The organism is Roseisolibacter sp. H3M3-2 (genome assembly GCF_029211165.1).
Classification (GTDB): domain Bacteria; phylum Gemmatimonadota; class Gemmatimonadetes; order Gemmatimonadales; family Gemmatimonadaceae; genus Roseisolibacter.
This window is the reverse complement of record NZ_JARGEK010000007.1, coordinates 1-12872: the sequence shown is the minus strand read 5'-3', so window position 1 is coordinate 12872 and position 12872 is coordinate 1. Positions and strand designations below refer to the sequence as shown.

General features: G+C 77.2%; 10 protein-coding genes. 5 read left to right on the top strand and 5 right to left on the bottom strand.

Features of this window, described 5'->3' with window-relative positions; all coding sequences use genetic code 11:
• Window positions 1–49 precede the first annotated feature (49 nt).
• From PYV61_RS01465 to PYV61_RS01450, 4 genes are read left to right on the top strand one after another with little or no spacing between them, the layout of a single operon-like run.
• The gene (locus PYV61_RS01465; RefSeq protein ID WP_275827550.1) at window positions 50–1750 is read left to right on the top strand and encodes a diguanylate cyclase; all 1701 of its coding nucleotides are present in this window, start codon (window positions 50–52) and stop codon (window positions 1748–1750) included.
• Window position 1751: 1 nt separating this feature from the next.
• A complete protein-coding gene (gene dtd / locus PYV61_RS01460; protein WP_345785196.1) occupies window positions 1752–2204 on the top strand; it encodes a D-aminoacyl-tRNA deacylase in 453 nt (150 codons plus the stop codon).
• A complete protein-coding gene (locus PYV61_RS01455; protein WP_275827546.1) occupies window positions 2189–2797 on the top strand; it encodes a Maf family protein in 609 nt (202 codons plus the stop codon). Before dtd ends, PYV61_RS01455 begins: the two co-directional genes overlap by 16 nt.
• 41 nt (window positions 2798–2838) lie before the next feature.
• Complete coding sequence (locus PYV61_RS01450) at window positions 2839–5013, top strand: TonB-dependent receptor (protein WP_275827544.1); 2175 nt, start codon at window positions 2839–2841, stop codon at window positions 5011–5013.
• Between the two features lie 196 nt (window positions 5014–5209).
• Here the strand turns inward: PYV61_RS01450 and PYV61_RS01445 are convergent, their stop codons facing one another.
• Together PYV61_RS01445 and PYV61_RS01440 are read right to left on the bottom strand one after the other, a co-directional pair.
• Window positions 5210–5947: a LytTR family DNA-binding domain-containing protein gene (locus PYV61_RS01445; RefSeq protein WP_275827542.1), complete on the bottom strand. Its 738-nt coding sequence runs from the start codon at window positions 5945–5947 to the stop codon at window positions 5210–5212.
• On the bottom strand, window positions 5944–6942 hold the full coding sequence (locus tag PYV61_RS01440) for a histidine kinase (RefSeq protein WP_275827540.1): 999 nt from the start codon (window positions 6940–6942) through the stop codon (window positions 5944–5946). Before PYV61_RS01440 ends, PYV61_RS01445 begins: the two co-directional genes overlap by 4 nt.
• Before the next feature lie 205 nt (window positions 6943–7147).
• Between PYV61_RS01440 and PYV61_RS01435 the strand changes: the two genes are divergently transcribed.
• Complete coding sequence (locus PYV61_RS01435) at window positions 7148–9607, top strand: ABC transporter permease (RefSeq protein ID WP_275827538.1); 2460 nt, start codon at window positions 7148–7150, stop codon at window positions 9605–9607.
• A 17-nt stretch (window positions 9608–9624) separates the two neighbouring features.
• On the opposite strand, the gene PYV61_RS01430 is transcribed toward PYV61_RS01435, so the two are convergent.
• The 3 genes from PYV61_RS01430 to PYV61_RS01420 form a co-directional block, all read right to left on the bottom strand.
• Window positions 9625–10695, bottom strand: a complete 1071-nt coding sequence (locus PYV61_RS01430) for a glycosyltransferase family 9 protein (RefSeq protein ID WP_275827536.1) — start codon at window positions 10693–10695, stop codon at window positions 9625–9627.
• On the bottom strand, window positions 10692–11537 hold the full coding sequence (locus PYV61_RS01425; RefSeq protein WP_275827534.1) for a lipopolysaccharide kinase InaA family protein: 846 nt from the start codon (window positions 11535–11537) through the stop codon (window positions 10692–10694). The genes PYV61_RS01430 and PYV61_RS01425 overlap by 4 nt, the downstream gene beginning before the upstream one ends.
• Window positions 11534–12872 (bottom strand): adenylate/guanylate cyclase domain-containing protein (locus PYV61_RS01420; protein WP_275827532.1); only part of this gene is annotated, 1339 nt, incomplete at its 5' end. The genes PYV61_RS01420 and PYV61_RS01425, both read right to left, overlap by 4 nt.

Genomic DNA, 12872 nt, shown 5'->3' with positions numbered 1-12872 from the left:
GGATCGTCACCTCGCGTGACGTCCGGGCGGGTCGTGCGTACTTTCCCGTATGCCGTCGGGGTCGCACCTCCGCGGGCGCGCCGCGCGCGCCCTTCTCGCCGCCGCCTGTGTCGTCGGGCCGGCCGCAGCGCGTGCGCAGCTCCCGACGCCCGACATCCCGGCCGAGGACACCGCGCTGGTCGGCGCGGGGAGCCCGATCGTCGTGGCCGGGCGCGCGGTGGTCGGGTCGGGGGTGCTGCACGACCGGTCGCTGATGATCGCGCTCGACCGCGGCGCCGCGGGCGGGGTGTGGGTCTTCAGCCGCGGCGCCGCCGCCGTGCGCGTCGCCCCGGGCGACAGCGTCGAGGCGACGGGGGTGCTGCACCGCTATCGCGGGACGACCGAGGTCGTGGCGTCGTCGGTGCGGCGGATCGCGGTGCCGGCGCGTGCGCTCACCTCGCCGGAGTCCTCCCCCCCGTCGTCCGAGGCCGCGGTGGCCGCCGAGGGGCGGCTGATCCGCATGCGCGGCGTCGCCGGCGCGCAGGGGTCGAGCGAGGGCGGGCGGTGGCTGCGCCTCCGGCTCGCCGCCGGCGAGGGCGCGCTGGCCGCGGCCGACTCGGTCACGGTGTGGGTGCCGGCCACGCACCAGCGCGACCCGGGGATCACCGACCTGCGCGTCGGCGACGACGTCGAGGTCACGGGGATCGCGGCGGTCTACCGCGACAACCCGACCGACGCGCCGATCGCGCAGCTCATTCCGCGCGGCCCCGACGACGTGCGGGTGCACGGGATCCCGGGGCGGTGGCGCGAGCTGGCGCTGCGCGGGCTGCTCGGCGCGCTGGCGGCGGCGGGGCTCGGGTGGGCGCTGGTGCACGCGGCCACGCGCCGGCAGGCGCGCGCGCTGCGCGAGACCGAGGCGCGCTACCGGCAGCTGCTGGAGCTGTCGCCGGACGCGGTGCTCGTGCACGCCGACGACCACATCCTGTTCGCCAACCCCGCCGCGGCGCGGCTGCTCGCGCTCCCCGACGAGCGGTCGCTGGCCGGGGTGCCGCTGGCGCGCTTCCTGGATGCCGACGAGCGCGCGGCGCTCGCCGTGGCCGCGACGGCCGCGCGCCGCGTGCGCACGCGCCTGCGCGCCGCCGACGGCGCGACGCTGGACGTGGAGGCGGCGACCAGCCCGTGCCGCTACTCCGACCGCGACGCCGCGGTGATCGTGGCGCGCGACATCGGGCCGCAGCTGCGCTACGAGCGCGAGCTGCGCGAGCTGGCGCTGCTCGACGAACTGACGGGGCTGCACAACCGCCGTGGCTTCCTGACGTTCGCCGAGGCCGAGCTGCGCCGCCTGCGGGCGACGGGGCAGGGGGCGGTGCTGCTGTTCGCGGACCTCGACGGGCTGAAGCGGATCAACGACGCGCACGGCCACGCCGCCGGCGACGCCGCGCTGGTCGCGGTCGCGCGCGCGCTGCGCGAGGTGGTGGGCGCGCAGGGGCTGGTCGAGCGCGCGCGCGGCGACGAGTTCGCGGCGCTGGTGCACGAGCCGGCGCCCGGCGAGGCGGCGGCCGACGCGGCGATCGCCGAGACGATCGAGCGCCGGCTGGCGGACGCGATGGCGCGCCGCCGCAACCCGCTCGAGGACTGGACGCCGTCGGCGACCGTGGGCGCGCACCGCCTGCCGCCCGACGGCGGCGAGCCGCTGGTGGCCGCGCTGGCCGCCGCCGCCGCGGGGCTCGACCGCCTCCGCGCCGTCGCGCGCCCCCTCGGCCTGGTCTGACGTGCGGGTGCTCGTGCAGCGGGTCGCGCGCGCCGAGGTGCGCGTGCCGGCCGCCGACGGCGGGACGCGCGTGACCGGCGCCATCGAGCGCGGCTTCCTGCTGCTCGTCGGCTTCACGCACGCCGACGGCGACGAGCAGCTGGCGTGGATGGCCGACAAGGTGCTCGGGCTGCGCCTGTTCCCGGACGCCGAGGACAAGATGAACATGTCGCTCGCCGAGGCCGGCGGCGCGCTGCTGGTCGTGTCGCAGTTCACGCTCTACGGCGACGCGCGCAAGGGGAAGCGGCCCAGCTTCATCGACGCGGCGCGCCCCGAGACGGCGATCCCGCTGTACGAGCGGTTCGTGGCCGCGCTCCGCGCCCGCGGCCCGCGCGTCGAGACGGGCGAGTTCGGCGCGATGATGCAGGTGGAGCTGGTGAACGACGGCCCGGTGACGTTGTGGCTGGAGCGCTGACGCGCGTCGTGCTGGCGTCGCAGTCGCCCCGGCGCCGCGACCTGCTCGACCTGATCGGCGTCGCGCACGAGGTGCGCCCGGCCGACGTGGACGAGTCGGTGCGCGACGGCGAGGCCCCCGACGCGTACACGCAGCGGCTGGCGCGCGAGAAGGCCGCCGTGGTCGCGGCGCTGGAGCCCGACGCGGTGGTCGTCGCCGCCGACACCACGGTGGTGATCGACGGCGAGATCCTCGGCAAGCCCGCCGACGCGGCCGAGGCGGAGGCGATGGTGCGCCGCCTGGCCGGACGCGCGCACGAGGTCTACACGGGGATCGCGGTGCGGCGCGGCGCGCGCGAGGCGAGCGCCGTGGAGCGGGTGCGCGTCACCTTCCGCGCGCTGAGCGAGGCCGAGGTGCGGGCCTACGTCGCGACCGGCGAGCCGATGGACAAGGCGGGCGCGTACGGGATCCAGGGCTACGGCGCGACGATCGTCGAGCGGATCGACGGCGACTACTTCGCGGTGATGGGGCTGTCGCTGGTGCGCACGGTGGCGCTGCTGCGCGAGGTGGGCGCCGTCTACCCGTTCGGCCCCCTGCGCGACGCCGCGACCTGAGCTCCGGCGGGGCTGGCGCGCGGTCTGCGCCCTCGGGGCGCATGGCCATCACGTCCACGACCGCGCGCGCCGCCGCCCTCCTCGTCGTCGGCGCCTCCCGCTCGGCCGCGCAGGCGCCGGCGGACACCGCGCGCGCCGACTCGGCGCGGGTGCTGCGCCCCGTCGAGGTGCGCGCGTCGATCGCCCCCACCGCCGGCGCGGCCGTCGGCTCCGGGGTGCCGGCGCGCGTGACGGTGCTCGACGGCGCCGCCCTCCGCGCGTGGGAGCCGCGCCTGCTGCCGGACGCGCTGGGCGCGCTGCCGGGCGTGTCGCTCTACGACGACCTCGGGTCGCCGTGGAAGGTGAACCTCAGCACGCGCGGCTTCAGCGCCGGCCCCACCGTCGGCCTGCCGCCCGGGGTGAGCGTGTTCCTCGACGGCGTGCGCCAGAACGAGCCGTCGGCGCAGGAGGTCAACTTCGACCTCCTCCCCCTGCAGCACGTCGAGCGCGTCGAGCTGCTGAGCGGGAGCGCGTCGCTGCTCGGCCCCAACTCGCTCGGCGGCGCCATCAACCTCGTGACGGCGCGCGGGAGCGGGCGGCCGTCGGGGGAGCTCGAGCTGTCGGGCGGATCCTTCGGGCAGGCGTCCGCGGAGGCGAGCTGGCGCGGGCGCAGCGCGTCGGGCATCGACCACCTCGCGGGGGTGGCGTGGGAGCGCGAGCGCGGCTGGCGCGACGCGACCGGCGCGCGCACCTACCACGGCTTCGCGAACGTGGGACGCGGCGGCGCGACGCGCGGGGTGACGCTGCAGGCGTTCGCGTCGGGATCGCGCGCGGAGACGGCGGGCTCGCTGCCGGAGAGCCTGTTCCGCGCGTCGCCGCGCGCCAACTTCACGGCCGGCGACTTCGAGGACCTCCAGGCGCAGCAGGTCGCGCTGTCGGGGCACGCGCCGGTGGGCGCGGGGCGCGGCGCGCTGACCCTCTACGCGCGGCGGTCGTCGGCCGAGCGGTTCAACGTGAACCAGGCGCCGGACCCGGACGTGCGGTCGCGCACGGCGAACCTCACGCTCGGCGGCACCGCCGACTGGCGCTGGGCGCCGCCGGTCGCCGCCGGGACGCTCGCGCTGCGGCTGGGCGCCGACGCGAACGCCAGCCGCGTCCGGGCGCGCATCCTCGGCGAGTCGGCGGGTGAGGCCGAGCTGACGACCGACGTGCGCAGCCCGAGCCTCGACCTCGCCGGGTACGCGCTGGCCGACTGGGAAGTGGGGCGGGTGACGCTCTCGGGCGGCGGGCGGTACGACTTCGTGCGCGTCCCGTTCCGCAACCTCCTGCGCACCTACGACAACACGACGAACGACTACCGCGCCCTCTCGCCGCGACTCGGCGCCGCCGTCGCGCTGGCGCGCGGCGCGTCCGTCCACGCGTCGGTCGGACGCAGCTTCCGCGCGCCGGCGATCCTCGAGCTGGGGTGCGCGGACCCGGAGGCGGCGTGCCCGCTCCCGTTCGCGCTCGGCGACGACCCGCCGCTCGCACCCGTGCGCGCCACGACCTACGAGGTGGGGGGGCAGCTCGCGCGCGGCGCGGTCGTCGCCACCGCGTCCGCGTATCGCACCGAGGTCCGCGACGAGATCTTCTTCGTCGCGTCGGAGGGCGCGCTGCTCGCGGGCCACTTCACCAACCTGGATCGCACGCGGCGCGACGGGGTCGAGCTGGGCGTCCGGGGCGCCGCCGCGCGCGGGCGGCTCGCGTGGTACGGCGGCTACGCGTGGACGCGGGCGACCTTCCGCACGCCCGCGGCGCTGTTCAGCATCCGCGGCGACGACGACTTCGAAGGGCGCCCGCTGGCCGGCGACAACGACGTCGAGGCCGGGGACCGCCTGCCGCTCGTGCCCGACCACCAGGTGAAAGGCGGGGGATCGCTCCGCCTCGCCGGCGGCGTGAGCGCGGGCCTCGACGCGCGCTACGTGGGCCGCCGGTGGCTGCGCGGCGACGAGGCGAACGTGACGGCGCCGCTCGGCGGGTACGCCGTCGCCGACCTGCGCGTCGGGGTCGAGCGCGGCGCGTGGGAGGTCGCCGGGATCGTGACGAACGCGCTCGACCGGCGCGACGCCACCTTCGGCACCTTCAACGAGAACCGGCGGACGGGGGAGCTGGAGCGGTTCCTCACCCCGCTGAACGGTCGGGGCGTGAGGCTGGTGCTGCGCCGCCGGCTCGGGGCCGCGGCGTCCGACCAGTCGTGAGTACCGGAGACGTCGTCTCGCGGTCGGAGGTGAGCACTCGGCCGTGGCCGCGGCGGGCCGGGGTCGCGGAAGGCACCATCTCGCCGCGACCAGCGGACCGGGTGAGCGGCCAGCGGAACGTGCGGCCGGCCTTCGCGCCGCGCTGCCGCTCGACGATGCAGCCCGACGAGACGCTGGACTCTCGGCTTCCCGCCGATCACCGGCCGAGCTTCCGGAGCTCCTGCGCCCGGGCGCGGCTCACGGGGACGCGCGAGCCGTCGGCGAGCTCCGCCTCCAGGTTCCCCGCGGCGTCGGGGCGGAAGGCGCGCACCTGGTCGAGATTGACGACGTGGGCGCGGTGGACGCGGGCGAAGCGGCGCGGGTCGAGGCGCGTCTCCAGCCGGCTCAGCGCCAGGTGCAGCACGTGGCGGGCGTCCCCGTCGTGCACGATCACGTAGTCGCCGTCGGCCTCGAAGCGTGAAACGCGCTCGACCGGCACGGCGACGAGCGCGCCGCCGACGCGCACGAACAGGCGGCTGATCGGGCCCCCGCCGAGCGCCCCGCTCAGCCGCTCCAGCGCGTCGGCCGGCGCGGGCTCGCCGATCGACGCGCGCACGCGGTCCATCGCCGCGGCCAGGCGCGTGGGGCCGAAGGGCTTGAGCAGGTAGTCGACCGCCCCCAGCTCGAACGCCGTCACCGCGTGCTCCGAGAACGCGGTGGTGAAGACCACGAACGGCGGCCGCTCGACGCGCCGCAGCACGTCGGTGCCGAGCATCCCCGGCATCTGCACGTCGAGGAAGACGAGCTCGGGGCGCAGCGCCGTGATCGCGGCGACCGCCGACGGGCCGTCGGCCGCGTCGCCGACGACCTCCACCCAGTCGAAGGCGCGCAGCATCGCGCGCAGCCCGGCGCGCGCAATCGGCTCGTCGTCGGCGACGAAGGCGCGGACCTTCACGCCGCCGCCCCGCGCCGTCGCGGGACGACGAGCACCGACTCGAAGCCGCCGTCCTCCAGCGGGCCGCTCGCCAGCCGGGCCGCGCTGCCGTAGAGGACAGACAGCCGCTCGCGCAGCCGGGCCAGCCCCGTCCCCGCGCCGCTTCGCGCCGGCGTGGCCGGGGCGTCGGCGGCGCCGTCCCCCGAGTTGCGCACGGCGAGCCGGAGCTCCGACGCGTCGCCGGTGGCGGTGACGACGATCTCCGTGGCCGCGACGCGCGGCGCGGCGCCGTGCAGCACCGCGTTCTCTACCAGCGTCTGCAGGGCGAACGCGGGGACGCGCGCGTCGAGCAGCGCGGGCGCCAGGTCGGCGTGGACGGCGAGCCGGTCGCCGAAGCGCATCCGCTCGACGGCGAGGTAGCGCGACACGAAGCGCCACTCGTCGGCCAGCGTCACCTCGTCGCGCTGCTCCTCCAGCGTGGTGCGCAGCAGGTCGGCGACCAGCTCCGCCGCCTCGGCGGCGCGCGCGGGCTCCACGGGGATGAGCTGCACGACCGCGTGCAGCGCGTTGAACAGGAAGTGCGGGTGGAGCTGCGCGCGGAGCGCGGCGAGCTGCGTGCGCGCGGCCAGCGCCTCGGCCCGCGCGGCGCGCGCGCTCGCGTCCACCGCGTGCGTCACCCCGGCGAGGATCGCGTAGAACACCGACCCCATGACCAGCACCATCTCCCCGTTCTGCCGGAGGTGGGCGAGGAACGGGCGACCGCCGAGCAGCGCCTGCGCCGTCCCCGACGCGGTGAGCCAGACGGCCGCCGCGCCGAGGGCGCCGACGACGTGCATGACGACGAAGCGCGTGCCGAACGGCCGCGGCCACGGGAATCGCCGCACGAACAGGACGACGAGGACCGCGGTCGCGAGCCCCGTGGAGAGGCCGGTCACCGCGGACACGATCTCGTCGTGCGACCAGACCACCGGGTCGGCCTGGAAGCGGGACGCGGGGTTCGGAAGGAAGGAGGACACGGGGGGGACGCGGGGAGGGGACGGGCCGGGGCCCTCGCGGATGATACGCCACGCCGCCCGGCCCCGGCGACGCCCCGCGCCGCCGTTCGACCGCCCCGATCTGCCGTTCGGCGAAACGCGCCTCCCGCCGACCGGCCCCGCGCGGCAGGATGGGGGCACGACGCGCGACGGCCGCGCGTCCCGTCCCCCTCGGTGGAGCAGCGGCATGCAGCGGTTCGGCGGCGTCCCCCTCGAGCTGAAGTTCGGCGTCCGGATGCTGGTCAAGCACCCCGGCCTCACGCTCGTCGCGGGGCTGGCGATGGCGTTCGCGGTCTGCGTCGGCGCGGTCACCTTCGCGATGGTGTCGCAGGTGCTCCACCCGTCGCTGCCGTTCCCCGACGGCGACCGCGTCGTGCAGCTCCGCAACTGGGACGCGGCGGCGGGGCGCACCGAGCCCCGCGCGCTGCGCGACTTCTCGGCGTGGCGCGCCGGGCTGCGGTCCGTCACCGACCTGGGGGCCTACCGCGACCTGTCGCGCAACGTGGTCGCGCCCGACGGCAACGCGAGCCCGCTGCAGGTCGCGGAGATCACCGCCAACGCGTTCCGCATGGCCCCCGCCGCCCCGGTGGTCGGGCGGGCCCTCGCGCCGTCCGACGAGCGTCCGGGCGCGCCGCCCGTGATCGTGCTCGGGCACGACGTCTGGCGCGAGCGCTTCGGCGCCGACCCGGCGGTCGTGGGGCGCAGCGTGCGCCTCGACGAGGCGTTCGTCACGGTGGTCGGGGTGATGCCCGCGGGGTACGGGTTCCCCGTCTCGCACGACGCGTGGACGCCGCTCCCGTCCAACGTGGTCGAGCAGCCGCCGCGCGAGGGGCCGCCGGTCACGATCTTCGGCCGCCTGGCCCCGGGCGTCTCGCTCGCCGAGGCGCAGGTGGAGCTGTCGGTGGTCGGCGCGCGCACGGCGGCCGAGCTGCCGGCGACGCACGAGCAGCTGCGCCCGCAGGTGGTGTCGTACGTGCGGGCCGACGCGGACCCGGCGCCCGAGGGGCCGATGATCCTCTACTCGGTCGTCGGCTTCGGCGTCCTGCTGCTCGTGCTGATCTGCGGGAACGTCGCGATGCTGATGTTCGCGCGCGCCGCGACGCGGCAGAGCGAGCTGGTCGTGCGGAGCGCGCTCGGCGCGAGCCGGCGGCGCGTCATCGGGCAGCTGTTCGCCGAGGCGCTGGTGCTCGGCGCCGGCGCGACGGTGGTCGGCCTCGCCGCCGCGCAGCTCGCGCTGCGGCACTGGGGCGTGACCTTCCTCGAGGAGAACATGGGGCGCCTGCCGTTCTGGTACGACGTGCGCCTCACGCCCGGGACGGTCGTCTACGCGCTCGGGCTGACGCTGCTCGGCGCGGCGATCGCGGGCGTGCTTCCGGCGGTGAAGGTGATGAACGGGCTCGGCTCGCGCCTGCGGGCCGGCACGGCGGGCGGCGGCGGGCTGCGGTTCGGCGGCGTGTGGACGGTGGTCATCGTGACGCAGGTGGCGCTCACCGTCGCGTTCCCGGCGCTGGCCTGGTTCGAGCGGCGCAAGCTGGAGGAGATCCGCGCGTTCCCCGCGGGGTTCGCGTCCGAGGACTACCTCGCCGCGTTCCTCGCCATGGCCGGCGACTCCGCGGACCGCCGCGTGGCCGCGATCGAACGGCTGCGGCAGCGCGTCGCCGCCGAACCGGGGGTGCGCGGGGTGACGTTCGTCGACCGGCTCCCCCGCGACTACCACGTCGAACGCTACGTCGAGCTCGACGAGCCGCCGGCGCCCGCCTCCGCGACGGCGCCCGCGCCGCTGCGCGAGGTGAGCACGGCGCGCATCGACCCCTCGTACTTCGCGGTCCTGCAGTCGCCGGTCGTCGCCGGGCGCGGCTTCACGGCGGCCGACCTGGCGCCGGGGGCGAACGTGGTGATCGTCGACCGCTCGTTCGTCGACCAGGTGCTCCAGGGGCGCAACGCGGTCGGCCGGCGCGTGCGGTTCGCGCGCGAGCAGCGCGGCGGTCCGCTGGCGGACGAGGAGCGGCCGTGGTACCAGATCGTCGGCGTGGTGAACGAGCTCGGGATGGGCGCGCCGACGCAGAGCGGCCGCGCGGCCGGGTTCTACCTCCCCGAGGTGCCGGGGCGCACGGGCGGCGTGGAGATCCTGGTGCACGCGCAGGGCGATCCGCTGGTGCTGGGCAACCGCCTGCGCGCCCTCGCGACGGCGGTCGACCCGGCGCTGCGCCTGTCGTCGGTGCAGCGGGTCGACCAGGTGACCAGCCCGATCCTCTGGATCCTCGGGATGTGGCTGAAGGTCACCCTCGTGCTCACCGGCGTCGCGCTGCTGCTCGCGCTGGCGGGGATCTACGCCGTGCTGTCGTTCACCGTGGCGCGGCGCACCCGCGAGATCGGGGTGCGGGTCGCGCTCGGCTCCGACCGTCGGCGCGTGGTCGCGGCGGTGTTCCGCCGGCCGCTGGCGCAGGTCGGCGCGGGCGTGGCGCTCGGGGGGACGCTGGTGGGCGTGGTGGCGCTCGCGCTGGCGGGGGGCGGGCTGGCGGCGCGGCACGTCGCGCTGCTCGTGGCGTACGCCGCCGGGATGCTGGGCGTCTGCCTGCTCGCCTGCGTGGTGCCGACGCGGCGCGCGCTGCGCGTGGAGCCGACGATCGCGCTGCGCGCGGAGTAGACGCGTGCGGTGGGGCGCTAGCCTTCCGCGCCGTCGGCGTAGTGCGTGCGCCAGCGCTCCACCTTCTCCAGCACCTGCGCGACCGTGATGTTCGGCATCCGGTCGTGCCGGTTCTCCATCGAGATCGGGTAGTCCTCGCCCGGGTCGCCGTAGGCGTCGATCATCAGGTCGCGGAACTTCCGGTACGGCCCGACGCGCTTCGGGTTCGAGTACGCGATCAGCGACACCACCGGCCGGTCGAGCGCGACCGTCATGTGCAGCGGTCCCGTGTCGGGCGACAGCACCAGCGCCGAGCCGTCGAGGATGGCGACGAGCTTGCGCAGCCCGCTGCCGAGCGCGGACACCGGCTTGTGGCGCGCCTCGCGCATGATCACCGCCTCGGCGGCCAGCTCGCGCTCCGAGCGCCCGCCCACGAGCACGGGCTGCAGCCCGTAGTCGGCGTGGAGCGCGTCGCACACCGCCGCCCACCGCTCCGGGAGCCAGTCCTTCTGCGCCTTGCTGGTCGCCACGACGATCGCCGCCGCGGGGCGGTCGAGCTGCGCGAAGAACTCCCGCTGCCAGGGGCGCTCCTCGGGCCACGGCCCGAGGTCCCACACCGGCGGCCCGTGCGGCACGCCGAGCGCGTCGAGGAACTCGAAGTACTGGTCCTGCACGTGCTGCATCGGGTGCGGCGGCACCTTCGCGTTGGTGAACGCCCAGTTGAAGTCGCGCGCGCGCGCGCGGTCGAAGCCGAGCTTCACGTCCGCCGGCACGAAGCCCGTGATGAGCCCCGCCTTGAAGTAGACCTGCAGGTTGATGCAGACGTCGAACGGCCCGCGCGCGCGCAGCTCGCGGCGCACGTCGAGGAAGCCGCGCGCCCCCGCGGAGCGGTCGAACAGGACGATGTCGTCGACCGCGGGGTGGCCGCGCACGAGCGTCGCGGGCCCCGGCTGCAGGACCCACGTCACGTGCGGCGCCGGGTCGAGCGCCTTGAGCGCCGTCAGCAGCGGCAGCACGTGCACCGCGTCGCCGACGGCGCTCATCATCACGACGCACACGCGCCGCAGCGGCACGCGCCCGTACGGGGCGCTCGCGTCGCGCGCCGTCACGTCGTCCCCACGTTGTGCCCGGGGCGCCACACCAGGTCGACGCGGGCCCCGGGCCCGTGGCGCGCGACGAGGCGCAGGCACTCGAGCTCGAGCTCCGACACCGCCAGCCCGCGCCTCGCGCGCCACTTCTCCAGCGAGCGCTCGAGCCGGCGCAGGTTCGCCTCGCCCGTCGCCCGGGCGCGTCCCTCGGACGGCGGCTCGGCGGGGGCGTGCGCGACGTCGAGGTCGAGCGCCCAGGCGTCGAGCGCGCCGTCGCCGTCGGCGGCGGGGGTGACGAGCACGTTCTTCAGGTTCAGGTCCGGGTGGCGCACGCCGAGCCGCGCCAGCGCGTGCAGCAGCGTGCCGGTCGCCTCCACCCACGGGCCGCGCGGGTCGCGGGCGATGGGGAGCGTGCGCACGTGCGCGGCGAGGTCCTGCGCGCCAGGGACGAGCCGCGTCACGACGTCGGCGCGCACGAGGCCGAGCGGGGCGGGGTAGAGCGCGTAGGCGAGCACCTCGGGGGTGCGGACGCCGGCGGCGCGCAGCCGCGCGGCCAGCGCGAGCTCGTGCGGCGCGCGCGACGGCGCGACGAACAGGTCGCGCGTGAGCGGCGCCAGCAGCACGCCGTGCCACGAGTGGCGCACCACGACCTCCGTACCCTCGTCGAGCGCGACGGCCCAGGCGGCGGCGCGCCCGCGCAACTCGCGGCGCCCGGGGCGCGCGGCGGCATACGCCCACAGCGTGGGGTGCGACTCCAGCCCCGCCGCGAGCGGCGCGGCGAGCGCGGCGCGGCAGACGAGCGTGGCGCCGCGCAGCGCGACCCGCTCGTACCCCGCCGGCGTGCCGGGCGGGGGGACGGTCACGCGCCGCGCGACACCGCGTACACCTCGAGCGCCGGCTCGCCCGGCCGCGCGGGCGGGCAGGCGTCGGGCGCGGCGTGCAGGAGCGGCGCGGGGCGGCGGAGCGCCTCCTTCAGCGCGCCGGTCATCAGCACCTCGCCGGCCGACGCGGCGTCGCAGAGGCGGCTGGCCTGGTTCACGACGTAGCCGATCACCGTGAACTCGAGGCGGCGCTCGGAGCCGATGTTGCCGGCGAACACCTCGCCGTGCGACAGCCCGACGCCGATCGCCAGCGGCGCCTTGCCGTTCGCCTGGCGGCGCGCGTTCATCGCCTCGACCGTCGCGATCATGTCGATCGCCGAGGCCAGCGCGCGGTCGGCGTCGTCGCCCGCGCTCTCGGGCGCGCCCCACTGCGCCATGACGCAGTCGCCGATGAACTTGTCGAGCGTGCCGCCGTGCCGGAACACGCACTCGACCATGCCGCTCAGGAACTCGCTCAGCGTCGCCGCGAGGTCGTCGGGCGCCAGCTCGGCGGCCAGCCGCGTGGACCCGCGCAGGTCGGCGAACAGCACGGCCACCGTGCGCCGCTCGCCGCCGAGCCGGATCCCGTCCGTCGACCGCGCGATCCGCTCGGCGACCGGCGGCGCGAAGTAGCGGGCGAAATTCTCGCGCGCCACCGCCTCGCGCCGCACCCGCTCGGCGAGGCGCGCGTTCTCCAGCGACGCCGCCGCCAGCCCGCCGAACGCCGTCAGGAAGTCGAGGTCCGCCTCGGCGAACTGCCGCTGCGGGTCGGCGCTGTCGACGTAGAGCGCGCCGAGCGCGCTCCCGTCGGCGGCGAGCAGCGGGACGCACATCGCCGAGCGGACGCGCTGGCGCAGCACCGACTGGCCCACGAAGCGCGGGTCGGCGGTCGCGTCCATGGTGAGCAGCGCGGCGCGGCGGGCGAGCGCGGTGCGCGTGATCGTGCGCGGGACCGGCGGCGCGCCGGCGGCGATCTGGTCGGCGACCCAGCGGTCGCGCGCGACGGCGGGCGTGAGCGCGCCGTCGCCGTCGGCGGTGAGCAGCATCGCCGCGCGGTCGGCGTCGAGGGTGCGGAGCGTCGCCCCGACGATCCGCTCGTGCACGGTCGCCACGTCGGCGGCGCCGCCCAGGGCCTTGGTCGCCTCGAGCAGCTGCTGCAGCCGGCGCGCGGTCAGCTCCTGCGGCGACGCGGCCTCGCGCTCGGCGACGATCGGCGGCTCGGCGTCGGGGTCGGCCGAGGGGAGCGGGGGCGGGACCGCGCCGCCGGCGCGCGACGGGGTCGCCGACGGCTGCGCAGCGGGCGCCGCGGGAGCCGCCGGGAGGGGCGCGGGCGGCTCG